Consider the following 23194-nt stretch of genomic DNA (forward strand, 5'->3'; position numbering starts at 1 on the left):
TTTTTGTATGTTTGATTTTTGCAAAACTTTTTTCATGGAAGACATACAGGCGTATCTATCTGAGCACAAAGAACGATTGATCAATGAGCTTATAGATCTTCTGAAAATCCCCTCCGTTAGCGCAGACCCGGCTTTTTCCCAGGATGTGCTGGATACCGCAGACGCCGTTTACAAGGCCTTGGCAGACGCCGGTTGCGATAAAGTGGAGATCTGTGAAACCGAGGGCTACCCCATAGTATATGGTGAAAAAATAAAAGATCCATCCCTCCCGACCGTATTGGTCTACGGGCATTACGACGTACAGCCGCCAGACCCGCTGAACCTCTGGAACTCCCCTCCTTTTGAGCCGGTTATTCAGCAGACGGAAATCCATCCGGAAGGAGCGATTTTTGCAAGGGGCGCCTGTGATGATAAGGGCCAGATGTATATGCATGTAAAGGCCTTTGAATTTATGGTGCGCCAAAACCAGCTTCCATGTAACGTAAAGTTTATGATAGAAGGAGAGGAAGAAGTGGGTAGTAACAGCCTGGTTGAATTCGTCAGGTCCAACCGCGAAAAGTTATCCAACGATATCATCCTTATTTCAGATACCGGGATGATTTCAAACGAGATCCCGTCCATTACCACCGGGCTGCGTGGGCTGAGCTATGTGGAGGTAACCGTTACCGGGCCCAATCGGGATTTACATTCCGGTTTATACGGTGGGGCGGTAGCCAACCCCATAAATATCCTGGCTAAAATGATCGCCTCCCTGCACGATGAAAACAACCACATTACCATCCCTGGTTTTTACGACAAAGTCATTGAACTCAGCGATGAAGAAAGGAAGCTGATGGCGGAGGCCCCTTTTGATCTGGATGCCTACAAGAAATCTTTGGATATAAATGCCGTTCATGGCGAAATAGGTTATGTTACCAACGAGCGAAACGCAATACGCCCGACCCTGGATGTAAATGGGATCTGGGGAGGATATACAGGGGAAGGAGCAAAAACTGTGATCCCTTCCCAGGCGCATGCCAAGATTTCCATGCGACTGGTCCCCAACCAGGACTGGAAAGAAATAACGGAATTATTCTGCAAGCACTTTGAAGCAATTGCGCCGGAAGGCGTTCGGGTGAGCGTAAGACCGCATCATGGCGGGCAGGGATACGTCACCCCGATAGACCATATCGGGTACCAGGCAGCCAGTGAAGCGTATGAGAAAACCTTCGGAAAAACCCCGGTGCCCCAACGCAGTGGCGGGAGTATACCCATTGTATCCCTTTTTGAGAATGAATTGAACAGCAAAACCATCCTGATGGGATTTGGGCTGGACAGTGATGCCATCCATTCACCCAATGAACATTTCGGGGTATGGAATTATCTCAAGGGTATAGAAACCATCCCTTATTTTTACCAGTCTTTTACACGCTTGAAGGCTCTGGAGAACTGATTGAATTAATAACTGAATTTACTCCAAGCTTTTTTCAAATAAAGGTTCTCCCCTGAGAAGGGATGTAAAATTTCTTTCGAAATTTGAGTAACAAAAACCACAAGGCTGCGTTCTAATAGGTACATCAACAAAGAACACTATTATGATACGCAGCTTTTTTATCCTCTGTTCCGGGGCGGACAGGGCGATCCTGGATTCCTGCTCTGAAGGGGAAAAAAATAAATACGCCGGGATTGGCGCCACAGTCTTTTTTACCGCAGTAATGGCCTTTATTGCCAGCGGTTATGCCCTTTACACCGTTTTTGACAATGTTTGGCTGGCTTTGCCTTTTGGCTTGGTCTGGGGCTTACTGATCTTTAATTTGGACCGCTATATTGTCTCGACCATGCGAAAACGGGACAAATTCTGGAAAGAGCTTTTACAAGCCTGCCCCAGGATTGTACTGGCCCTGATCATCGCAGTGGTCATCTCAAAACCCCTGGAACTCAAAATTTTTGAAAAGGAGATCAATCAGGTCCTGCTGGAACAAAAAAATGAAATGACCCTGGCAAACCAGGATCAAATAGCTTTACAGTTCACACCTGAAATTGCCGAGAAGCAGGCCGAAATAGATGGCCTCAAAAGAGAGATTACGGAGAAAGAGGCAGAAACCAATGCTTTGTACAGCACCTATATTGCGGAGGCAGAAGGGCGTGAGGGAACCCTGCTTATTGGCAAGGGGCCCGTTTATAAGGAAAAAAGGGAGAAACACGATGCTTCCCTGTCCGAACTGCTAGCCTTGCGTGAACAGAACAATGCAAAAATTGCGGCTGTAGAGACCGAAATAGCGGGCCTTGAAACCAGCTATGAAGCCGCGGTAAAGAATTCACAACCCATTATAGATGGTTTTGACGGGCTGATGGCCCGCATCAATGCGCTGGGGGAACTGGCCTGGTTTCCCAGTTTTTTTATCTTTTTATTGTTCCTGGCCATTGAAACCGCGCCTATCCTGGTAAAACTCATGAGCCCTAAAGGCCCTTATGATTTGAAACTACAGGATGAAGAATCTACCATTGCCGAATGGGTCACTCAAAAGGTGGACCAGCGCAGGCGGATCACGGAAACGGATCGCATCCTGAACGAAAGGATATACGGAGAAATCGCCGAAGAGGAAGCAGTATATGCCTACAAAAAACAAAAGGCTGAAGAGTTATTGCGGTTGCAGGCAGATCGTTTTCAGCAAGCTCAGATAAAGGGCATTTCATAAAACCGCATTTCCTTTGGGGCACCCCCTAAACCCCCTGTTACTAAAATACCGTTCCAATCTGCAACGAGCAAGCACAGATCCTTGCCAACTTATTGGAAAACCGGCTTAAACCATTCAGGTTTTATCGTCGGAAATAATCCCCATTTTCCGCAAGAGATAGGAGGCGTTCATATTGGTACAAATCCCCTGGTGCAAACGGTAATCAAAAAAGAGTTCTCCTTCCCGGATCTGCACATCAAAGAAGTAGTTTTCCACCTGTGGCATTTCATCCGCCAACTCGCACAAACTGAGGTCATGTGTTGCAATTACCCCAACAGCCTTCAGTTTGAGAAGACGTTTGACAAATTGCCTGGAACCAGCGGCTTTATCCTTGCTGTTGGTGCCCTTTAGGATCTCGTCCAGAATCACAAAATAAGGCCTGCTTTCCAGGGCCTGCACAATTTGTTTCAATCTTTTGAGTTCAGCAAAAAAGTAGGACTCGCTCCTGCTTAGTGAGTCGGTAGTCCGCATGGAACTGATAAGCGGGATGGGCTTGTATTGCATAGTAGCGGCACATACCGGAAGCCCGGTATTCGCCATTAGCAGGGCCAGCCCAAGGGTCCTTAAAAAAGTGCTTTTCCCGGCCATGTTTGCCCCGGTGATGATAAAAAATGTCTCCTGCCCGATATTCAGATCATTGGCTACCCTGGAAGTTTCGGGCAGTAATGGATGGGCCAAGCCTTCAACCTTCATAGCCAGTCCGTTTTCCTTTGGCTCCGGAAAAGAAAAAGCAGGATGGTTGTAGGCAAAATTTGCCTGACTGTTCCAGGCATCAAAAGCGGCGAGACCGCTGAACCAAACAGGCACGTGTTTTCCGTAATTCGCTATCCATTTCTCTATGGCCCAAACCTGCCGTAAATCCCAAAGGAAAAAACCATTGCCAATAACCGCGACCAGGAGGTTATTTCGCTGATCAAGGGCCGCAAGGAGCCGGTCAAATTCTCTTAAGATTTTTGAAACTTTATTTTGATCATGCTGCATCTTTTGCTGTTCTTCTGCAAGTAATGCAGACTCGTATTCCATAGATTCCACAAGGGCAACCAGCCACTTCAGCTGCAGGAAGGTATTCTGAATTTTTGCCGTTTGCCCGGAGAGCCGTTGTATCCTTTTCAAATAGGGCAGGTTTAGCAGCAGGCCGCCAAAAAAAAGCAGCACCAGCCACCAAAATGAGATAAACCCAAGCAGGAGCATTATCGAAACCAGGATGGATACGCTGCTGTATATCAGAGGAAGCCAGCGGATCCTGGACGGGATAAAGGCCTGATACCCTTTAAACCATTCGGCTATGGTAGTAAAGGGCATTTCAGACTTTAGCAACTCGGAAGTAACCGTGTATTCCTGCCGCCATTCCATTTGCCCTGCGAGTTCCTGTATGGCAGCCTGTTTCCAGGATATTTTTGTGATATCATTCGATGTGAGGCGCCGGGCTAATTCTTTCTTACCCGATTCCAGGCCCGTTCGGTTGATGTATTGAAAAAAGGAACCCTTACCGAAAAGGTCAAGATCTTCGCTGTATCCATGGGTGATATCCCGAAATTCCATTCCATCTGGCAAATGGGAGAAATTGCCTTGCAGGACCTCCAGCTCCGTTTTATTCAGGTCGATCAAATGCCTGGTTTTATCCCATTGGTATTTTAATTCCTGATGCCGGGAGACCAGGAACAGAAAAAGGGCCAAAAGAACAACGACTCCCAGCAAATAACCCTGGGACTCAGCAAAGGCATAATACAGGCATCCGGCCAAAACCCCAAATACCAACAGCCGCATGAGGGAAGAGAGCTGTATACGCCTTTTCTGAAGGCTTAAGGACAGCTCCAGGTTCGATACCCTTTTTTGGTAGGTGGCTTCGGGGGAATTCACAAGAGTTCGCTGAGGGTTTGCTGTACCTTCTTTGGGAGGGAGGCTACAATCAGTTCATAGGAATGGTCGGTTAGTTCCAGCAAAAGTTTTGCCGGGATCTGTTCCATAAAAATAGTGTTCCAGTGTTGCTTGTTTAAGTGATAGCCTGGAATGACCCGGCCGTCAAACTGCTCACGCAACTCAATAGCCCTTTCCGGTTCGCATTTTAAGCTGACCTTTGGCGGAATGGCATCCAGGGAGGCCAGGGCAAACATCTTATTCATCACTTTAAAGACCAGAGTGACCTCATCAAAAGGAAAGCCTTCCGTAACGCCCTTTTTTGATAAACAATACTCCCTGAACTGATCAATATGCATGCTAGTCGGGTAATTTTTCCAATCCTGTGGCATCATAGACCACTACTTTCTTCCAAAGCGGACCGGCCTCTTCTATAAATTTTAAATGTACCTCCTCCTGCTGATAGGCCTCCTGGTCTGCTGCAGATTCAAAACTCAGGATAAGGGCATAGGTAAAAGAATCGTCCACCACCTCACGGCTTGCCTTTGGAGGAGTTCCAATAAATTTTGTGCGGGCATATCTGGATTCAGTCAGAAAACTCCGCAGGGCATTCTCAAATCTGGCCCGGTCTTCTGGCTTATCCGGGTGATGCAGCCAGAAATAAACGGTGTGTGAAAAAGCAGGGTTGAACTCCAGAACCGCTTTATTTTCCTGTGCGGTTACCCCCTGGGCAGCAGTCATGAGGAATAGTAGCAGGATGGTAGTGAAAAGTCTTTTCATTCCGGTCTTTCTTTGGATTTTGTTTTGTCGATTTTCAGTTGATGCTCCTCAAGAGAAAGTGCCTCGTAATTCAATTTCCAGCCAATGGTTTCTACTATTTTTTCGATAAGCAATACCGCTTCCAGGGCTTCCTTCCGTGCACTTTCCATTAGTCCGCTTTCCGGGATTTTATCCCGTATATGGGATTTCGCTTCCTTGTTGAGGCTGGTCATATCCTCAGGGGTAAAGGCATTAAAGAGGCCGTTTTTAATATCGTAGAATTCCAGCTCAGGCTCTATGGATAGTATTTCGGGTTCCGGAAAATGGGTCAGGAAAATCGTCTTGCGTTCCGGATCCGAACTTATTTGAAGTTTTTTAAAATCATAGCCGATATGTGCCCGGGCATTGATCACTATCAGGGCTTTCTTTTTGCTGCTGAATAATTTCATAAAGTGATCCCGCCTGTTCTCGTAACGGTAGATTTCGGCAAAATCCCCCTCAACAGAAATCAGCTTGCAAACCGCCCGGATTTTCTCGAGCAAAACGGTAGATTGGTGGGTAGTGATCTCACGGGATCGTTTTCGGGTAAAAAAGCTATAGATCCAGTACATGAGTACAGCCCCGGCCAGCAAGCCCAGAAAAAGTTCCAATATATCCATCATTATAGCTCCTCTCTTATTGTTTCAACTTTTGTTCTTTATTTTGCTATTAAACCGACCATAAGATCAGCTTAAACCCTGCTTATCTATCCCTTAATTCCTTTTGCCTCTAAATTCGTCATTTTTGTCTGATTGGGAACAAAACAGGCCTGCTGGGGCAGGCGTCGTTTTCAAAGGCTGCCATTTGCAGGTTCAGTAAATACAGCCCGTCCTGTACCGAGTCGGGCACAAACACGAATTCGGTTATGGTTGCCTGTACCCTCGGGGCATCGGGAATTCCCCAAAATGCCTTATGTGCTGCAAGGGCACCCCCATCCTGCTCCCGGTCTACAGAAGGAAGGTCTATCAGTAAATGTTCCACCCCCAGTTCCCGGATCCAGGCGGCTGCATCCGCTTCCAGGTAAGCAGGGTTGCTCCCGGAATAATCAAGGGATTTCTTTGCAGGGCTGTTGGGAAGCGTTCGTATTATAAGGGCCGCCACACCCTTATATTTTGCAACCGCCTCGATCTGTTTGCGACTGATCAGGCGGTCGGCCTCCCGGTTTTCCGGTTCCACACTTATAAGTGCGACCAGCATCAGGGAAGGAGGCGGAACTGCATAGACAGATTCGGATGTTTCCCGTATATGCCCCAGACATTCGGTATGCGTGGTATGCGCATGCGGGTTAAAAGCAATATCGTTGAAATTTACCGCTGCCCCATGGCGGATGCTACCGACAAAATCGCCTTCCCTGTGGGGTTCTATCCGCGCCGGCACTGCCCCCCAGGCAGTCAGGCCCTGCCTCCCGCTCTGAACGGGGATTGAAAGGTCTACCCCAGAAGACAGATCTGCCAGGTATTCGGTCTGCTGATACGTAAAAGAAAGGCGCTCCGGGCTCATTTTTTATTTTAAATTAACCATAAATAAATCACTTGCAATGCCATCGGCCAGGAATTTACCTTTACGGGTGGTGTACAGCCTTTTCCCATCCATAAACAACAGGTGCTCATCCAGATATTGCTGTGCCTGTTTCATCAGATAGGCTTTATAGGTAGGGCCGAATGTTTGCTGTATCTGCTGCAGGGAAACGCCCCACTGTGTACGCAGCCCCATCATAACCAGCTCATTGTAACGGTCTCTTTGGCTGAGGGTTTCAATTTCACGAAGCGGCTTGCCCACAGCAATCGCTTTGGTGTACCGGATATTGTTCGAAATATTCCACATCCTTCTCCGCCCGTCAAAGGAATGGGCCGATGGGCCTATCCCCAGATACGGCTTTCCTTTCCAGTACGCTGTATTATTTTTCGAGAAAAATCCCGGTTTTCCAAAATTGCTGATCTCATAGTGCTCAAAACCTTCTGACTCAAGGACAGTAACCAGCATTTGAAAGGAATCTTCGCAAAAAGCCTCGTCCACATCCGGGCTCACCCCCTTTTCGATAAAGGACTTCAGGGCCGTACCCGGTTCCACGGTCAGGGCATAGGAAGAAATGTGGGGTGGGTTGAATTCCAGGGCCTGCTTCAGGTTTGCCTCCCAAATATCCAAATTACTGCCCGGGACACCATAGATCAGATCCAGGGAATAATTCGGGAAATGCTGCTGTATTCCTTTCAGGGATTCCAGCGCCTCTTTGTGGGTATGGGCCCGGTTCATCCAGCGGAGTTCCTTTTCATCAAAGCTTTGCACCCCTATGCTAAGCCGGTTAACCGAGCTGGCTGCCAGTTGTTTTATAATATCCGGTTTGAGGTCGTCCGGATTGGCCTCCAGGGTAATTTCCGGCTCCGGAACAACCTTAAAAATACTGGATATCAACTCAATAAATTCTTCTATTTCCCGAACCGATAACAGGGAGGGGGTACCCCCGCCAAAATAGATGGTTTCAACCGTTTGCTGCCATCCGGCCTCTTTTTGCATTTGCAATTCCTGTTTCATGGCCTCGAGAAGTGGCTGGCGATGTTTCAGGGAGGTCGAAAAATGAAAGTCGCAATAATGACAGGCCTGCTTGCAAAATGGAATATGGAGATAAATGCCGCTCATATGGTTTCATCCTGAAGTGGGGTCCGCTGGACCGAGAGGATGATGGAATTTACAAATTACTTTTTCATCCGCTCCTCATTCTGCCGGACAAAGGCCTCCCAGCCTGTGTATTTTTTTCCGATAGTAGGGTTCCCCTGATTGTAAAAATGGCATACAGCTGCGGCCAGGCCGTCTGTGCTGTCCAGGTTTTTTGGCAGTGTTTTTAAGCCCAAAACCGACTGCAGCATGCGCGCAACCTGTTCTTTGCTGGCGTTGCCATTACCCGTAATGGCCATCTTAATCTTTTTCGGCAAATATTCCGTGATGGGCACCTGCCGGGACAGACCTGCAGCCATGGCCACCCCCTGTGCCCTCCCCAGCTTGAGCATAGACTGAACATTTTTTCCATAAAAGGGAGCTTCAATGGCTATTTCATCGGGGTGATAGGTGTCTATCAGCTCCAGGGTGCGGTCAAAAATGAGTTTTAATTTTGTAAAGGGGTCTTCGTATTTGCGCAGCAGCAATTCGTTCATCTGGACAAATTCCATCTGCTTGCCAACAACGCTGATAATACCAAATCCCATAATGGTAGTACCGGGATCGATTCCTAAAATAATCTGCTCACTGGGCTGTTGCTTATTCATCTGTTCGTATCACTAAAGGAATTCTGAATTGGGTAGCTACCGGAATCCCCCTCTTGAGTGCCGGTTGTATTCTGGGAAGACTTTTAAGGCTTCTCGATACGATCCCTTCAAACTCCGGATTTTCATTTCGGATGGCTGCATTTTCTTCCATTTCGAGAATCGTAATGGTCCCCTGGTTGTCGATCATAAAATCGATAAACAGGGTGTCTTTGAGTGACTGCTCGGTTTGGAACTCAAAATCCTGCAGGGTCATGGAAAAATGCATCAGCAGTGTCTTTTCAAAACACTGGCGTTGCTCTTCTTTTGAAACGCTTTCATCACAGGCTTCAAATAAAGGAAACTGATCCACCTCATTCCAGTTGATGGCAGCCAGTTCCTGGTCAACCAGTTTTTGGGTCCGCTTCTCACGGGAAGGCAACCACTGGCATCCGCAGAGCAAAAATATCAATGCTAGTAAAAGGGTCCCGGACCTGCTGTACATGGTTAAAGCTAATCGGCGGGAAATTACGATTTTTTTGAAGAATGCCTGACGTAAGTACCTCTTAAAGGCCTTCCGGATACAACGATTAAATTAAGGAGATAGGGTCATGATAGTTATTCCCGTCTTAGTCGAGCTTAAAGGTTATCGGGACTGAAAAAGGAACATCAACTGCCCGACCATTCTGGCGCCCAGCCTGCATTTTGGGAAGGGTGGAAATAATCCGGTCTACCTCGGCTTCAAGGAGGGGGTCCGGTCCCCTTTTTTTAATATCCCTGATTTGCCCGTCTTTTCCTATTGTAAACATCACTACAACCCGTCCTTCAATGCCCTTTTCCTCTGCTTCCTCGGGATAACTGAAATGTTTCATGATGTGCTCCATGATCTTCTCATTGAAACAAGCCCTCTTATCTTCGGCCTCCTCGCATCCCGGAAACACCGGTACTTCATCAATTACGGCAAAGGGAACGGCTTCTCCGGTTTGGTTGTCGATAACGGAAGAATTGTTTTCCTTTTGGTTTTCCAGGAAAATAATATCCGTAGACCCGCTTTTGGCAGTATTGGATGCTTCTGCCTGCCGGGCTTCTTCTATCAGACGCATTACTTTTTCTTTATTCTCAGTAGTCATATCGGAATTCCTAACCTTCTCCTGAATTTGCTCATATTCTGAAGCGGTTGCAATTTCTTCTACAAGGTCTTCCACTGAAGGGTCTTCTTTAGGCTGCTCCATACAGGAAACATAAACCAGCATCCCTGCAAGGACCGGAAGTAAAATCAAATAATTTAGTTTTAAGCGGTTGTGACTGTTTTGTTTTGATGACATGACGATTCGTTTTTTGATTGATGAATTCTTATAAAATGGGTTTACCAACTCCAGGGACTTTACCTGAAAAACCTGTGACAACATTTGCTGATAGTATTGCTTCCTGCCGTTTTTTATGCTGGCCCGATCGGCAAGGAATTCGTGTATTTCACTGAGCTTGCGCTGGTAAAGCCATAGCAGTGGGTTGAACCAAAAGACGATCCGGAGCAATTCCAATAACAAAATATCCAGGCTGTGCCACTGCCGCACATGTACCCCTTCATGAGTAAGTAGTACCTGTTCTTCCTTTTTTTCAAAGCCGCTTCCGACAAAGACCCATTTGAAAAAAGAAAAAGCTAAGCGCTTATCCTCTATGCGAATTAAAGTAAAGCCAGGTCCGGGAATCAGGTTCCCCTCCTTGCGTTTTCTAAGGATTCGCCAAAGTTTCAGGCAAAAAAACACTCCACATACAAGGGTACCCAAGACCCAGAAAAAGGGGATGAGATTTAGCCCGGAAAACTCCTCCCCGGTAGCCCTCAGGGTAATTTCGGGCAAGACGATTAAGCCTGTCTCAAAAGGCTGTAAAAATTCAGGAGCCGGCAGAATAGTCCGGATAGGTTCCAGTACTGCAAAAGGAAGTATAAATGAAAGCAGGCAACTTCCCAGCAGATATAAACGGTTCCAGGTAAAAAAGGTATTCCTGCTGAAACCATACTGGTAAAGCAATAGAAAAGCCGCCTGAAACCCTATGGTCTCTAATATATCCCCCATCATGATTCCTTGCTTTTTATCTCCTCTAACACTGCCTCCAATTCCCTCAGGCTAAGGTCTTCCCGCTTCATAAAAAAGGAAACCAGGCTTTTAAAGCTACCCTGAAAATACCCGTCTACCAGTTTGTTTATAGACTGCTGACTATAGTCTGCTTTGGAAATGAGTGGATAATATAGATATCCCTTCCCCTTTTGTTCATGGTCTACAAAACCCTTGCTTTCCAGGATACGCACTATGGTGGACACAGTATTGTAAGCAGGTTTTGGATCTGGCAGTTCCTCCAGGATTCCTGCGATATTAGTTCTTTCGAGTTGCCACAAGAGCTGCATGACTTCCTCTTCTGCCTTGGTCAATTGCTTCATAACATTTTATTCTGACAAAACAAATATAACTAAATATTTAGTTTAAACTAATTTTTTAGTTAAAAGCACCTTCCTATTGGATGTAACATTTTTAGTACTTTACTGACTTACTTGTAAACACTAACCATGGATATTCTCTTGATATTATTGGGGCTGGCCTGTATGCTGGTGGGGATACTCGGAAGTTTTCTCCCCGTCCTGCCCGGCCCTCCCATCAGTTGGTTGGGCTTGCTATTGCTGATCCTTACCCAGGGCGTTCCCAATGACTGGTGGCTTATCGGAATCACTGCTGTGGTGGCCGTGGTGGTCGTAGCCCTGGATTACTGGATCCCGGCCCTGGGGACCCGAAAGTTCGGGGGAAGCCGGGCAGGAATGCTGGGAACCGTAATTGGATTGCTCGTGGCCATTGTCTTTCCCGTTTTAGGTCTTGTTGGGGTCATTATCTGGCCATTTATAGGGGCTCTCGTAGGCGAAATCATCAACAAGTCTGACCGTAAAACCGCGCTGAAGGCAGCCTTTGGTTCATTTTTGGGTTTCCTTACCGGGACCTTCCTGAAGTTTATGGTCAGTATCGTCTATCTAGGGATTTTTATCTTAAAGGTATGGGACCACAAAGCCACCCTCTTTCCCTATTTTGAATAATCTAAACCCAGCTGATTTTTTCCGAAATAGCTCCCCTTTCCCACGAGGCTAATGCCTCGTCATAATACCCCATATAAAAGAACCCCAGGCAGCGCTCTCCTTCCGCCAATTCAAAAAACTCATCCATAAAACGGATCAGACCGGGAGAACTCCAGTAGGCTCCTATTCCAAGGGAATGGGAAGTGAGCCACATGTTCTGAACCGCCATGGCAGTCGCCGCTATTTCTTCCCATTCCGGGATCCGCCCTTCCGGGTCCCGCTGCATGCAAATGGCTATGATGGCCCCGGCTTTGGTCGGGTTCTCCTCCAGTTTCCTGATTTTGATCTTTTTCGGACGCTGCTCAGTTTGCAGGTATTTTTCCTTTAGGAACTGGCCCAGGCGTTGTTGCGATTCTCCCTGCAGCACCTTAAAACGCCAGGGTTCTGTTTTTCGGTGGGTAGGTGCCCAGTTAGCCGCTTCAAGCACTTCCAGAAGGAGTTCCCTTGGGATGGGTTTAGGAATATATTGATCCGGATAAACTGACCGCCGGGTTTTGATAATCTCTGAAATCATGTTGCTTAATTTTTTTTTCAAAACTACAATTTAAGGTGCCTGATGTGAAACTTTTAACTGCTCAATACAATGGTCCAACACTGGGCTGGAGTGTTCTTTTTTCCAGACCGCAGATAGTACTGCCCGCTGCGGAATATTACCGAGTTCCAGACAGCGGACGGCCAGGCGGAAACCCTGGCTGAGGGAGGTAGGAACAATGGCAATCCCCAGTTTATTCGCCACCAGTTTAAAAATGGTATGGGCATGAACCGATTTGTGAGACACCTCCGGCTGAAAACCTGCATCCTCGCAGATACTCAATACCGTCTGGTAGTAATCAGGACTGTAGGCGGGGCTGAAAAAAATAAAGGGCTCCTCGCGGAACTGCCCGATGGAAGTAAAATTTTCTTCCCGGACCGGATGGTCTTCGGGCACCACAATGGAAAAGGTTTCACGAACCACCGGATACAGTTCCAAACCAGGCGGTACTCCCGAAAGGCGCACAAAACCAAGATCCAGTCGTTCTTCAAGCAGCCCCCTGATCTGTGCCCGATTCGACAATTCCTCCAGGCTTGTATGTATTTCCGGATATCGGTCCCGTAACTCCAGCAACAAATCCGGGATCACTTTCTGCATGGCTGACCCCAGAAAACCGATCCGGATCTCCCCAGCCAGGCCCTGTCCTATCCGGCCGGTCTGACGGAAAATGTACTCCAGGCGGTTCATGTGCGGGCCGAGTTGTTCATAAAAGTACTTACCGGCAGGGGTTAGCTGCACCTTCCTTCTATCCCGATCAAAAAGCGAGGTCTCCAATTCACCCTCCAGTTGCTGGATTTGCCGGCTCAGGCCCGGCTGAGAAATATAAAGCGATTCTGCAGCCCTGTGAAAATTGAGTTCCCGGGCTACTGCCATAAAATACCTGAGGTGCCGGAGTTCTATTTGATAATTCATAGTTATCAATTTATGATATAAATAATATCAATACTTATCAAACATAATATGTATTTTTAATTCTGACAAGCACCTTTTCAATGACAACCAAAACCAACGTTTTTGCCTTTGGGGAAGACAGCCTTACAGCCGGTATCGCACTGGGCCTGGCCCGGAGAAAAATAAAGGGGGTCCTTACCGAACAGACCCGGAAAAAAGTGGCCAAAAGTGAGGCTATCGTGCACAACATTGTGCGGGAACGCAAACCGGTATACGGGATCAATACCGGCTTTGGCCCTTTATGCACCACGCGAATTAGCACAGCCGATACGAACTTATTGCAGCTGAATATCCTTAAAAGCCACAGCGTGGGGGTGGGTGATCCGATTCCCGAGGAAATCGCCAAATTGATGCTTATCCTGAAATTACAGTCGCTGGCAAAAGGATATTCTGGCATTGCCGAAAAAACACTGGACCGTATTTTATGGCATATAGAGGAAGATGCCATTCCCTGTGTGCCCGAAAAAGGATCTGTAGGGGCCTCGGGAGACCTGGCTCCCCTGGCGCATTTATTTCTTCCACTGATTGGTGAAGGGCAGGTGTTTGTAAAGGGAAAACGCATCCCTGCTTCCCGCCTACTGGAAGAAAACGGGCTAAAACCCCTTCCCCTCGGGCCTAAGGAAGGCCTTGCCCTGATAAACGGCACGCAATTCATAGCAGCGTATGCAGTTGCAGTATTGGAAAAAATGCACTCCTGTCTGGCACAGGCAGATATCATCGGGGCCATGATGATAGAGGGTCTTCAGGGTTCGGTAAAACCTTTTCAGGAAGAATTGCACAACCTCCGGCCCTTTAAGGGATGCCTGCATGTGGCGGAGCGCGTTCGCCGATTGCTGAGGGGGTCCGAAATCCTGGAAGAACATATAGACTGCGAGCGGGTTCAGGACCCCTATTCCCTCCGCTGTATTCCACAGGTGCACGGGGCCTCGCGAAATGCCTGGTTACACCTGAAGGAATTGCTGGAGATAGAATTGAACGCTGTCACGGACAATCCGGTTATTATTGATGATGCGCTTACGATCAGCGGTGGAAACTTCCACGGACAACCCCTTGCCATGGCCCTGGATTACGCCTGCCTGGCCAGCTCGGAGATCGGGAATATATCAGACCGCAGGATCTACCTGGCCCTGGAAGGAAACAACACCGGCCTGCCCAAACTGCTGATGAAAGATACGGGGCTCAATTCGGGCTATATGATGCTGCAATACACTTCGGCTGCCCTGGCCAGCGAAAATAAAAGCCTATGCTTTCCCGCCAGTGCAGACAGTATACCAACTTCCATGGGGCAGGAAGACCATGTGAGCATGGGTTCCATCAGTGGCCGCAAGGCGTTGCAGGTACTGGAAAATATCGAAAAAATCCTGGCAATAGAGCTGCTGACTGCAGCCCAGGCTTTTGAATTCAGGAAACCCCTCAAATCCGGGTGGTTCCTGGAAGAAGCCCATCAACTGGTTCGCTCCAGGGTTTCCTTTGCGGCTGCAGACCGGGTCTTTTCTAAAGATATAGAGAAGGGGATTGAACTGATTCGTTCCCGGATGCTCATCCATATGCTCAACGATCTGTCCGAACAGGAAAAACTAAGCCTGCAAACCCCTTATAACGAAATTTTTGAACAATTCTGAGCCCTGAAATGCAGACACAACCGGATTTATCAGAGAACAAGTATTCCCTTCTGGGGCCTTTTAGTCAGTTGCTTCCTATGAGCAACCTGGATCTAAGGGGGCCGGTTGCTGACCAGTCATTGCAGCCCATCCCGGATGCTGGGATTCTTATTAAGGATAACAGAATTGAAGCAGTAGCAAATTTCAGCAGTCTTCAAGTCAAGGCAAAGGAGGTAAAGGCCCGCATATACAGCCTGCAGCAACCAGCTGTGTGCCTTCCCGGTTTTATAGACTCCCATACCCATAGCTGTTTTACAGGGAGTCGGGCTTCGGACTACGCCCTTCGCAATAGCGGGAGCAGTTATCAGGAAATAGCAGCAGCTGGCGGCGGAATATGGGATACCGTTACCCAAACCCGGAAGGTGTCGGAAGCATTTCTGGCGAACCGGCTGGAATCCCAATGCGATCGCTTTCTCTCGAGGGGCATCACTACCTTAGAAGTAAAAAGCGGATATGGGTTATCTACGGCTGAGGAATTGAAAATGCTTCGGGCCATAAACAGCATAGATAAAACCCATGCCTCAGACCTTATACCAACCTGCCTGGCTGCCCATACGCTACCCCGGGATTTTAAGGGAAATAGTACGGCCTATCTGCGGAATATCCTGGAGGAACTCCTCCCCCAAATTCTCAGTGAAAAGTTGAGCACCCGGCTGGATGCCTTTGTGGAAGCAGGTGCTTTTGGTCCGGAGGAAATCATCACTTATTTCAAAAAGGCAAAATCCATGGGGTTTTCGTTAACGGTTCATGCAGATCAATTCACGGTTGGGGGAAGCCAGGTTGCCATAGAATGTGGTGCCCTCAGTGCTGACCACCTGGAAGCAAGCGGGCCAGATGAAATTAAGGCCCTGGCGCGATCCAATGTTATCGCTACCGCCCTGCCCGGAGCCACGCTTGGCCTGGGTTGCGGCTTTACTCCTGCAAGGGCGCTGCTGGACGCAGGGGCCTGCCTGGCTATCGCCAGCGATTTTAATCCCGGATCGGCCCCTATGGGGGATTTGCTTACACAGGCTTCCCTGCTGGGCGCTTTTGAGAAAATCACCAATGCAGAAGTCTTGTCCGGGATTACCTTCAGGGCAGCGGCAGCCCTCAATTTAAAGGACCGGGGTAAAATCATGACGGGCCTGCTTGCAGACCTGGTAATCTTCCCCACAGATAACTTCAATGAAATCCTGTACCAACAGGGCCAGATGCAACCAATAGCGGTTTGGAAAAGCGGACAGCTGGTATTTTCAAAAGACAATTAACGGTATGAAAACTAAGACAAGTACAAAAACATTCAAAGAAGCTATCCTGCAGGGGATCCCATCCGAATTACCCCCTTACCGGGAAAGAAATCCCGAATACTCGCATGCCCCAAACCGAAAAGATATCCTGAGCCCGACAGAAAAGAGACTGGCTCTGCGCAATGCCCTGCGATATTTTCCCCCTGCATGGCACGCCGAACTGGCCCTGGAATTTAAAGCGGAGTTGGAGCAATATGGCAGGATTTATATGTATCGGTTTAAACCCGCTTATGAGATATACGCCAGGAAAATTTCAGATTACCCTGCCAAAAATACGACTGCTGCTGCCATAATGCTGATGATACAGAATAACCTGGACCCCAAGGTTGCGCAACACCCAGAGGAACTCATCACATACGGCGGGAATGGGGCCGTATTTCAAAATTGGGCCCAGTACCTGCTTACCATGAAATACCTTTCTGAGATGAGCGAATCCCAGACGCTTCATGTGTATTCAGGGCACCCTATGGGACTCTTCCCCTCCTCTGCTGCTGCCCCTCGGGTGGTGGTCACCAATGGGATGATGATCCCCAACTATTCCAAACCGGACGACTGGGAAAAGTTCAATGCCCTGGGGGTAACCCAGTATGGGCAAATGACTGCCGGTTCGTACATGTACATCGGGCCTCAGGGTATCGTCCACGGAACCACCATTACCGTGTTGAATGCCTTTAGAAAAGTGCTGGGGCCGGATCAATCCCCGGAAGGGAAAGTATTTGTTACCTCTGGCCTTGGAGGGATGAGTGGTGCCCAGCCCAAGGCTGGAAATATTGCAGGCTGCATCACCCTCTGCGCAGAGGTCAACCCCATGGCTGCCCGAAAAAGGCACGAACAGGGATGGGTGGATGAATTATACGACTCTCTGGATGCACTTGTAGAACGGACCCGGTCGGCCATCGCAGGCAAAGAAAATGTTTCCCTCGCCTATATCGGGAACGTAGTGGAGCTGTGGGAGCGATTGGACCTGGAAGGGATTCAGGTAAGCCTGGGAAGTGACCAGACTTCGCTTCACAATCCCTGGGCAGGTGGGTATTACCCTGCTGGCCTTACCTATGATGAAGCTAACGAATTAATGCGGGAAGACCCCAAAGCGTTCAGGGAAGCCGTCCGGGCTTCACTTAAAAGACAGGTTGCGGCTATAAACCGGCATGCCGCAAAAGGCATGTACTTCTTTGATTACGGGAATGCCTTTTTACTGGAAGCATCCCGGGCCGGGGCTGCAGTAATGGCAGCTGACGGGATAGCGTTTCGTTACCCCTCATATGTGCAGGATATACTGGGGCCACTGTGTTTTGATTACGGCTTTGGCCCCTTTCGCTGGGTTTGTTCTTCAGGGAAAAAGGAAGACCTTGATTTCACAGACCATCTGGCCTTACAGGTAATGCAGGAGCAGTTGCGGGAAGCCCCCGCCTGGATCCGGCAACAGCTCAGGGACAACATCAAATGGATTTCGGAAGCTGCGGACAACGAATTGGTTGTGGGCTCCCAGGCACGTATCCTTTATGCCGATGCCTTTGGACGCATTGCCATTGCAAAGGCCTTTAACAGGGCAATAGCTTCAGGGGAAATCTCAGCACCTGTAATCCTGGGCCGTGACCATCACGATGTTAGCGGAACAGACAGTCCTTTCCGGGAGACCAGTAATATCTTTGACGGGAGTCGTTTTACGGCAGACATGGCTATCCACAATGTCATTGGCGACAGCTTCCGTGGTGCCAGCTGGGTTTCCATCCACAATGGGGGCGGCGTTGGTTGGGGGGAAGTAATCAACGGGGGCTTCGGACTGGTCCTCGATGGTTCAGATCAGGCCGAAGCCCGACTGCAGAACATGCTGTTTTACGATGTAAACAACGGAATTGCCCGCAGGAGCTGGGCCAGGAATGCCGAAGCCATGCAGGCTCTTAAAACAGAAATGCAAAGAAGTCCAGGACTAAAAGTATCCCTCCCGGAATTGGTAGATGATGCGGTCTTAAAAGATTTGTTTTAGCCAGTACCTTATGAAAAAATATTATCAAAAACCGGACCCCGGAGCCTGGAAGGGCCGCCCCTCCGACAACAGGGCATACGTACACGAAAGGATAGGGCTGTTAGACCTGTCGGAACCGGCACTGCCAAAAGCAGCTTCCCGTGAAACCGCTTTAATCGGCTATGCCTGCGAGGCGGGTATCAAAAGGAACCTGGGGCGCATTGGGGCTGCTAAAGGACCGCTTGCCTTACGAACCTCCCTCGGGAAAATGCCCTGGCCGGGAAGGGAAGAAGGACAATTATGGGATGCCGGAAATGTTCACTGTCCGGATGCCAACATGGAGGGTACTCAGGAATGTTTTAGCATGTATGTAACACAACTGCTACAAAAGGGCTATTTCCCGCTTGGCATTGGAGGAGGACATGATATTGCCTATGCACACTACAGGGGAATACGGGATTTTTTGGGAAAGGATATTAAACTGGGGGTGGTCAATTTTGATGCGCACCTGGACCTTCGCCTGCCCGCAGAGCGCGGGCATTCCGGCAGCCCTTTTTATCAGATCGCGGAATTGTGCAGGGAGCAGGATACGGCCTTTCGTTACGCCTGTGTGGGCCTGAGGGATGATGCAAATACAAAAGAGCTGATGGATCGCGCAAAAGCCTATGGCGTGCTTTGCCTTAAGCGGGAATTGATGGAGGATACAAACAGGGCAGAAAGCCTGCAAAGCTTAATGACCTTTGCAGAGGAAGTGGATAAAATATATCTGAGTATCGATCTGGATGGCTTTTCATCGGCATTTGCCCCGGGGGTAAGTGCAGCCTCCCCCATGGGATTCAGTCCGGCGAGCTTCCTTCCATTTTATGAGATGCTGCTCCGCTGCGGCAAGGTAATCAGTATGGACCTGGCCGAGCTTAGTCCGAAACTGGACAGGGATGCGCAGACCGCGACCCTGGCCGCGAGCTTATGCCACAGAGCCCTTCAGTATTAAGTACTTATTCCAGCCAGGATTGATAGTATTTGCCGTCGTCCAGTTTCAAGGCAGCCTGAGTTAGCTGCAGTGGCTTGAAGGTGTCTACCATCACGGCAAGTTCTTCCGTGCCTTTTTTGCCGATACTGGCCTCATAGGTGCCCGGATGCGGGCCGTGGGGTATACCTGCCGGATGCAGGGAAATGTACCCCTTGTCGATATTTTTACGGCTCATAAAATCCCCGTCCACGTAATACAGGACCTCATCCGAATCTATGTTTGAGTGATTATAGGGAGCCGGAATCGCCTCCGGATGGTAATCGTAAAGGCGCGGACAGAAAGAACAAACCACAAAGGCTGAAGTTTCAAAGGTCTGATGCACAGGTGGTGGTTGGTGGACCCTTCCGGTTATGGGTTCAAAATCGTGTATGGAAAACCCGTATGGGTAATTATAACCGTCCCATCCGACCACATCAAAGGGATGCGTGGCATATATCAGCTGGTGCAACTGCCCTTGCTTCTTCACCTTGATCAGGAATTCCCCTTTTTCATCATGGGTCTGGAGGTTTTGCGGCAATTTGAAATCCCGCTCGCAGAAAGGGGAATGCTCCAGGTGCTGTCCAAACCAATTACGGTAACGCTTGGGGGTATAGATGGGGTGATAGGATTCCGTAATAAAGAGGCGATTATCCTCGCCATCAAAGTGTATCTGATAGATCATACCCCTTGGGATCAGTAAATAATCTCCGTATTCGAATGGGATTTCCCCCATAAAGGTTTTCAACACACCTGAGCCCTTGTGAATGAACAACAGCTCATCCGCATCGGCATTCTTATAAAAATAATCCGTTTGTGAAGCCGAGGGAGCCGCCAGGGCCAGGTGCACATCCGAATTGAACAGGATAACCGTCCGGCTTTCCAGAAAGTCTTTTTTTGGAGGAAGCTCAAGGCCCTTTAGCAGGCGGGATTTGATGTTGTATTCCACAGCTGCCCTCGGGGCAATATCCAGTGTTTTTTCGATTTCCTTTACCTGAGTGGGTCTGTGCAAATGGTACATTAGCGAAGACATTCCGTCAAAGCCGATGGTCCCGAACAGTTGTTCATAATGCAGGCTTCCGTCCTCCTTTCGGAAAGTTGTATGTCGTTTGTGGGGGATTTTACCGAGCCGGTGATATAGTGGCATAATTTAATTCCTTTTATAGGCCTTAAATTTACGATTTTTTAAAGCTTAAAAGAAATTCAAAAGGAGGGTTCGGGCGCAATTTGAAAATTGATCAGAAGAGGTGAAAGGGGCCTAAACAAAAAAAGCCTCCCTTAACGGAAAGCCTTTCATTGGAAGCGGCAAACTTGCTGCCGCCGACCGATATCCCCTGCATTCAGGGAATACAACACAACATGACAAAGATAAGAAAGCTTTTGAATTATTCTGCAATTTCCCTGTCCTTTTCAACCTTCGCGGGAAACGGCCTGACGATCAGCCGGGTCGCCTTGTCGTAATTGATATAATTATATGCCCAGTTAAAAAACACCACCACCCGGTTGCGGAAACCCACCAGTGACATCAGGTGGACAAACATCCAGATAAACCAGGCCATGGCCCCTCCAAAACTCAGCCAGGGCAAATCTACTACGGCCTTGTTCCTCCCAATGGTGGCCATGTTCCCCTTGTTTTTATACTCAAAGGGCTGAAGCTGCTCTCCGGCGAGAAGCCTTTTAAGATTCTTTGCCAGCAATTCTCCCTGCTGAATGGCCGGTTGCGCCATTTGCGGATGTCCGTCAGGATACGCCTCTGTACGCATCAATGCAATATCCCCAATGGCAAAAATATCATCAAACCCTTGTACGCGATTATATCGATCTACCTCAAGGCGTCCCGTCCGTTTATCCGTAATCTCCTTTGAAAAACCATCAATAAGCGCCCCGGTCACTCCGGCCGCCCAGATACAATTGGCTGTTCTGAGAACCATCCCGTCTTCGGTTTCTAAGAACTCTCCGTCATAACTACTCACCCTGCTGTTCAAAATAATTTTAACCCCCAGTTTTTCAAGAAAAGAATGGGCCTTTTCAGAAGCGGTCTCGCTCATGGGAGGCAATACCTGATGGGAGCCTTCAAAAAGGTAAATCTCCATGCCTGAAACATCCAGGTGCCGGTAATCTCTCGGAAAAACATGCTTCTTTAATTCAGCAAAGGCACCTGCCAGCTCCACCCCTGTTGGCCCGGCCCCGATGATGCAGAAGGTCATCAGGCCCTTTCTGAGCTCAGGGTCTTCCACATAGTCCGCTTTTTCGAGATTTTGCAGCGCCAGACTCCGGATATTGAGTGCCTGCGGAATAGTCTTCATGGGCATGGCATTTTTTTGTATCTGAGCGTTCCCGAAGAAATTTGTCCGGGTCCCGGTAGCCAAAATCAGGTAATCATAGGTGAAATCCCCTTTGTCGGTATGTATTTTCCTGGCTTCAGTATTTACAGAAGAGACCTCTGCCCAGCGGAAATAGAACTGCGGCAACCGTTTTAAAATTTTCCTGATGGGGTAGGCTATGCTGTCAGGCTCCAGGCCTCCGGTAGATACCTGGTAGAGCAATGGTTGAAAATTATGGTAATTGTGTTGGTCTACCAATACTATTTGTGCCCTTAGCCCGCTGAGCCGTTTTGCCAGGGAGATTCCGGCAAAACCCCCTCCAATAATTACTATCCTGGGTTCCTGGGTCCTGGGTAAATTCATAAAGCTGCTTTATTTCAAAAATAGGCATAGTATAACCGTTTATCGATAAAAGCTGCAGGAATCAACTCTTGGGCCATTTCTGTAAATAGCCAAAAAGGCCGATGAGCGGAAAATGAATTGCTATTTATCCTACAAAAAGGTATTTAACCCTTAGTATTTGAGGACTTTGCGGATGCAGTCTAATTTGTAATCCCAAATCGACCTTAAATTATGCGAATTAAGTACTTGTGTTACGCCCTGACTGTGTTGTTAGTACTCTCCTGTAACGAAGAACCTTCTTCAGAAGAGCTTTATTCAGACAACCCTGTGCCTGAAGTTTCCCTTTTTGAAGAATCCATTGATCTGGATCCGGAAACACAGGCTTACAATTGGTTAAAAAGCATGCAGCATTCCAATGGACTTGTGGAAAGTGCCTATAATACCAATTTTGTATCACTCTACGACAACGCCCTGGCCGCCCTGGCATTTATGGAAATGGGTGACTATCCAAGGGCAAAAAATATTCTTGACTATTTCAGGGCCATACAGCCTGCAGAATTTGCCTCCAGCGGAGGAGGGTTCTACCAGTTCAGGGACACTGAGGGTACCAATGCCTCCAGGGTTTGGCTTGGGGATAATGCCTGGTTGCTCATTGCACTGCGGCATTATAAGCAGTTAAGTGGCAGCCAGGACTATAACGAGATGATTACTATACTGGATAGCTGGATTAGAACCCTGCAAACTGAGGATGGTGCATTGTCAGGCGGCATAAACGAAGACGGTTCAGAAATCCCTAAAGTTACCGAAGGTATCCTAACGGCATTTACAGCAGTGGAAGGCTTTGACGCTTTTCACCAGGGTATTTTGACGTTTTTGCAGACCCATCGCTGGGATACGCAACAGGCAATCCTGAAAACACATAGTTATGAGGCCCCTTATGCTCACGCCATGGACCTGCATTCCCTGCCGGCAATGATCTTTAAGGCTGATGCCAGCCTGTTTCTGGATTCGGCAGACCGTTTCTTTACCGTGCAACAGCATACGGTAAACCAGCTCACCCTGGGTGGATTTTGTTTTGATGAAGACCTGGATGTGGTTTGGCTGGAAGGAACAGCTCAAATGGCACTGGCCTATAGATATTCAGGAATGAGTGAGGCTTACGAAATGGCTGTAGGGGAATTGGAAAAGTCCTTTGTCTCCAAACAGGATGGTTCCGGTTTGCAAGGGCTTCCCTATACCGCAAACCATGGTACAAACTTCGGGGCTACCCCTCTGTGGGACCATGCAGACGAAAAAGGTGCGGTTTCCTCAACGGCCTGGTACCTGTTTGCAAAATCGGGATTCAACCCGCTGCAACTTTCAAACCCGGGAGCCCCGGATTCATTCCTGGTGCAATAAAC

Annotated in this window: 22 protein-coding genes; 8 read left to right on the forward strand and 14 right to left on the reverse strand. The window is 48.4% G+C overall.

The features are described from left to right. The first annotated feature begins 34 nt into the window (after nucleotides 1–34). Together ACT6NU_RS04140 and ACT6NU_RS04145 are read left to right on the forward strand one after the other, a co-directional pair. The gene (locus tag ACT6NU_RS04140) at nucleotides 35–1432 is read left to right on the forward strand and encodes a dipeptidase (RefSeq protein WP_445383197.1); all 1398 of its coding nucleotides are present in this window, start codon (nucleotides 35–37) and stop codon (nucleotides 1430–1432) included. A gap of 142 nt (nucleotides 1433–1574) precedes the next feature. Beyond that, the gene (locus tag ACT6NU_RS04145; protein WP_445383198.1) at nucleotides 1575–2678 is read left to right on the forward strand and encodes a DUF4407 domain-containing protein; all 1104 of its coding nucleotides are present in this window, start codon (nucleotides 1575–1577) and stop codon (nucleotides 2676–2678) included. Nucleotides 2679–2792: 114 nt separating this feature from the next. Here the strand turns inward: ACT6NU_RS04145 and ACT6NU_RS04150 are convergent, their stop codons facing one another. The 10 genes from ACT6NU_RS04150 to ACT6NU_RS04195 form a co-directional block, all read right to left on the reverse strand. Then, nucleotides 2793–4577: a MutS-related protein gene (locus tag ACT6NU_RS04150; RefSeq protein ID WP_445383199.1), complete on the reverse strand. Its 1785-nt coding sequence runs from the start codon at nucleotides 4575–4577 to the stop codon at nucleotides 2793–2795. Then, a complete protein-coding gene (locus tag ACT6NU_RS04155; protein ID WP_445383200.1) occupies nucleotides 4574–4933 on the reverse strand; it encodes an MmcQ/YjbR family DNA-binding protein in 360 nt (119 codons plus the stop codon). Before ACT6NU_RS04155 ends, ACT6NU_RS04150 begins: the two co-directional genes overlap by 4 nt. Before the next feature lies 1 nt (nucleotide 4934). Then, entirely contained in the window at nucleotides 4935–5354 is a 420-nt protein-coding gene (locus ACT6NU_RS04160) for a Dabb family protein (RefSeq protein WP_445383201.1), read from the reverse strand. Then, entirely contained in the window at nucleotides 5351–5995 is a 645-nt protein-coding gene (locus ACT6NU_RS04165; RefSeq protein WP_445383202.1) for a DUF4230 domain-containing protein, read from the reverse strand. Before ACT6NU_RS04165 ends, ACT6NU_RS04160 begins: the two co-directional genes overlap by 4 nt. Nucleotides 5996–6110: 115 nt before the next feature. Further along, the gene (locus ACT6NU_RS04170; RefSeq protein ID WP_445383203.1) at nucleotides 6111–6872 is read right to left on the reverse strand and encodes a cyclase family protein; all 762 of its coding nucleotides are present in this window, start codon (nucleotides 6870–6872) and stop codon (nucleotides 6111–6113) included. 3 nt (nucleotides 6873–6875) lie between these two features. Beyond that, nucleotides 6876–8009, reverse strand: coding sequence for a radical SAM family heme chaperone HemW (hemW, locus tag ACT6NU_RS04175; protein WP_445383204.1), 1134 nt, complete (start codon nucleotides 8007–8009; stop codon nucleotides 6876–6878). Nucleotides 8010–8065: 56 nt separating this feature from the next. After that, nucleotides 8066–8632, reverse strand: coding sequence for a crossover junction endodeoxyribonuclease RuvC (gene ruvC, locus ACT6NU_RS04180; RefSeq protein ID WP_445383205.1), 567 nt, complete (start codon nucleotides 8630–8632; stop codon nucleotides 8066–8068). Continuing rightward, nucleotides 8625–9113 (reverse strand): hypothetical protein, encoded by a 489-nt coding sequence (locus ACT6NU_RS04185; protein WP_445383206.1) that lies wholly within the window; start codon nucleotides 9111–9113, stop codon nucleotides 8625–8627. The genes ruvC and ACT6NU_RS04185 overlap by 8 nt, the downstream gene beginning before the upstream one ends. A 124-nt stretch (nucleotides 9114–9237) precedes the next feature. Beyond that, nucleotides 9238–10686, reverse strand: coding sequence for a TonB family protein (locus ACT6NU_RS04190; RefSeq protein ID WP_445383207.1), 1449 nt, complete (start codon nucleotides 10684–10686; stop codon nucleotides 9238–9240). Then, nucleotides 10683–11045, reverse strand: a complete 363-nt coding sequence (locus ACT6NU_RS04195; protein ID WP_445383208.1) for a BlaI/MecI/CopY family transcriptional regulator — start codon at nucleotides 11043–11045, stop codon at nucleotides 10683–10685. Before ACT6NU_RS04195 ends, ACT6NU_RS04190 begins: the two co-directional genes overlap by 4 nt. A 126-nt stretch (nucleotides 11046–11171) precedes the next feature. Here ACT6NU_RS04195 and ACT6NU_RS04200 point away from each other — a divergent pair, with 126 nt between their 5' ends. After that, nucleotides 11172–11687 carry a DUF456 domain-containing protein gene (locus tag ACT6NU_RS04200; protein ID WP_445383209.1) on the forward strand — a complete coding sequence of 172 codons (516 nt, stop codon included), beginning with the start codon at nucleotides 11172–11174 and terminating at the stop codon, nucleotides 11685–11687. A gap of 1 nt (nucleotide 11688) precedes the next feature. Here the strand turns inward: ACT6NU_RS04200 and ACT6NU_RS04205 are convergent, their stop codons facing one another. Continuing rightward, nucleotides 11689–12261 (reverse strand): nitroreductase family protein, encoded by a 573-nt coding sequence (locus ACT6NU_RS04205; RefSeq protein WP_445383210.1) that lies wholly within the window; start codon nucleotides 12259–12261, stop codon nucleotides 11689–11691. 9 nt (nucleotides 12262–12270) lie between these two features. Beyond that, nucleotides 12271–13170: a LysR substrate-binding domain-containing protein gene (locus tag ACT6NU_RS04210; protein ID WP_445383211.1), complete on the reverse strand. Its 900-nt coding sequence runs from the start codon at nucleotides 13168–13170 to the stop codon at nucleotides 12271–12273. A gap of 80 nt (nucleotides 13171–13250) precedes the next feature. Here ACT6NU_RS04210 and hutH point away from each other — a divergent pair, with 80 nt between their 5' ends. From hutH to hutG, 4 genes are read left to right on the forward strand one after another with little or no spacing between them, the layout of a single operon-like run. Then, nucleotides 13251–14831, forward strand: coding sequence for a histidine ammonia-lyase (gene hutH / locus ACT6NU_RS04215; RefSeq protein ID WP_445383212.1), 1581 nt, complete (start codon nucleotides 13251–13253; stop codon nucleotides 14829–14831). 8 nt (nucleotides 14832–14839) lie between these two features. Further along, on the forward strand, nucleotides 14840–16117 hold the full coding sequence (gene hutI / locus ACT6NU_RS04220) for an imidazolonepropionase (RefSeq protein ID WP_445383213.1): 1278 nt from the start codon (nucleotides 14840–14842) through the stop codon (nucleotides 16115–16117). A gap of 4 nt (nucleotides 16118–16121) precedes the next feature. Next, nucleotides 16122–18143: a urocanate hydratase gene (locus ACT6NU_RS04225; RefSeq protein WP_445383214.1), complete on the forward strand. Its 2022-nt coding sequence runs from the start codon at nucleotides 16122–16124 to the stop codon at nucleotides 18141–18143. 10 nt (nucleotides 18144–18153) lie between these two features. After that, nucleotides 18154–19113 carry a formimidoylglutamase gene (gene hutG, locus ACT6NU_RS04230; RefSeq protein ID WP_445383215.1) on the forward strand — a complete coding sequence of 320 codons (960 nt, stop codon included), beginning with the start codon at nucleotides 18154–18156 and terminating at the stop codon, nucleotides 19111–19113. 4 nt (nucleotides 19114–19117) lie between these two features. Here the strand turns inward: hutG and ACT6NU_RS04235 are convergent, their stop codons facing one another. Further along, nucleotides 19118–20275 (reverse strand): homogentisate 1,2-dioxygenase, encoded by a 1158-nt coding sequence (locus ACT6NU_RS04235; RefSeq protein WP_445383216.1) that lies wholly within the window; start codon nucleotides 20273–20275, stop codon nucleotides 19118–19120. Between the two features lie 238 nt (nucleotides 20276–20513). Further along, nucleotides 20514–21815, reverse strand: a complete 1302-nt coding sequence (locus ACT6NU_RS04240; protein ID WP_445383217.1) for an NAD(P)/FAD-dependent oxidoreductase — start codon at nucleotides 21813–21815, stop codon at nucleotides 20514–20516. Nucleotides 21816–22025: 210 nt separating this feature from the next. Here ACT6NU_RS04240 and ACT6NU_RS04245 point away from each other — a divergent pair, with 210 nt between their 5' ends. Further along, nucleotides 22026–23192 (forward strand): hypothetical protein, encoded by a 1167-nt coding sequence (locus ACT6NU_RS04245; protein ID WP_445383218.1) that lies wholly within the window; start codon nucleotides 22026–22028, stop codon nucleotides 23190–23192. The last annotated feature ends 2 nt before the right edge of the window (nucleotides 23193–23194 follow it).

The organism is Robiginitalea rubriflava, from assembly GCF_052540725.1.

Bases quoted from the DNA above. Each gene is read 5' to 3' on its own strand.
- ACT6NU_RS04165 (WP_445383202.1), bottom strand. From the start codon at position 5,995: ATGATGGATATATTGGAACTTTTTCTGGGCTTGCTGGCCGGGGCTGTA.
- ACT6NU_RS04240 (WP_445383217.1), bottom strand. From the start codon at position 21,815: ATGAATTTACCCAGGACCCAGGAACCCAGGATAGTAATTATTGGAGGG.
- ruvC (WP_445383205.1), bottom strand. From the start codon at position 8,632: ATGAATAAGCAACAGCCCAGTGAGCAGATTATTTTAGGAATCGATCCC.
- ACT6NU_RS04190 (WP_445383207.1), bottom strand. From the start codon at position 10,686: ATGATGGGGGATATATTAGAGACCATAGGGTTTCAGGCGGCTTTTCTA.
- ACT6NU_RS04170 (WP_445383203.1), bottom strand. From the start codon at position 6,872: ATGAGCCCGGAGCGCCTTTCTTTTACGTATCAGCAGACCGAATACCTG.
- ACT6NU_RS04245 (WP_445383218.1), top strand. From the start codon at position 22,026: ATGCGAATTAAGTACTTGTGTTACGCCCTGACTGTGTTGTTAGTACTC.
- ACT6NU_RS04185 (WP_445383206.1), bottom strand. From the start codon at position 9,113: ATGTACAGCAGGTCCGGGACCCTTTTACTAGCATTGATATTTTTGCTC.
- hutG (WP_445383215.1), top strand. From the start codon at position 18,154: ATGAAAAAATATTATCAAAAACCGGACCCCGGAGCCTGGAAGGGCCGC.
- ACT6NU_RS04210 (WP_445383211.1), bottom strand. From the start codon at position 13,170: ATGAATTATCAAATAGAACTCCGGCACCTCAGGTATTTTATGGCAGTA.
- ACT6NU_RS04200 (WP_445383209.1), top strand. From the start codon at position 11,172: ATGGATATTCTCTTGATATTATTGGGGCTGGCCTGTATGCTGGTGGGG.
- ACT6NU_RS04195 (WP_445383208.1), bottom strand. From the start codon at position 11,045: ATGAAGCAATTGACCAAGGCAGAAGAGGAAGTCATGCAGCTCTTGTGG.
- hutI (WP_445383213.1), top strand. From the start codon at position 14,840: ATGCAGACACAACCGGATTTATCAGAGAACAAGTATTCCCTTCTGGGG.
- ACT6NU_RS04145 (WP_445383198.1), top strand. From the start codon at position 1,575: ATGATACGCAGCTTTTTTATCCTCTGTTCCGGGGCGGACAGGGCGATC.
- hemW (WP_445383204.1), bottom strand. From the start codon at position 8,009: ATGAGCGGCATTTATCTCCATATTCCATTTTGCAAGCAGGCCTGTCAT.
- ACT6NU_RS04160 (WP_445383201.1), bottom strand. From the start codon at position 5,354: ATGAAAAGACTTTTCACTACCATCCTGCTACTATTCCTCATGACTGCT.
- ACT6NU_RS04140 (WP_445383197.1), top strand. From the start codon at position 35: ATGGAAGACATACAGGCGTATCTATCTGAGCACAAAGAACGATTGATC.
- ACT6NU_RS04235 (WP_445383216.1), bottom strand. From the start codon at position 20,275: ATGCCACTATATCACCGGCTCGGTAAAATCCCCCACAAACGACATACA.
- ACT6NU_RS04225 (WP_445383214.1), top strand. From the start codon at position 16,122: ATGAAAACTAAGACAAGTACAAAAACATTCAAAGAAGCTATCCTGCAG.
- hutH (WP_445383212.1), top strand. From the start codon at position 13,251: ATGACAACCAAAACCAACGTTTTTGCCTTTGGGGAAGACAGCCTTACA.
- ACT6NU_RS04155 (WP_445383200.1), bottom strand. From the start codon at position 4,933: ATGCATATTGATCAGTTCAGGGAGTATTGTTTATCAAAAAAGGGCGTT.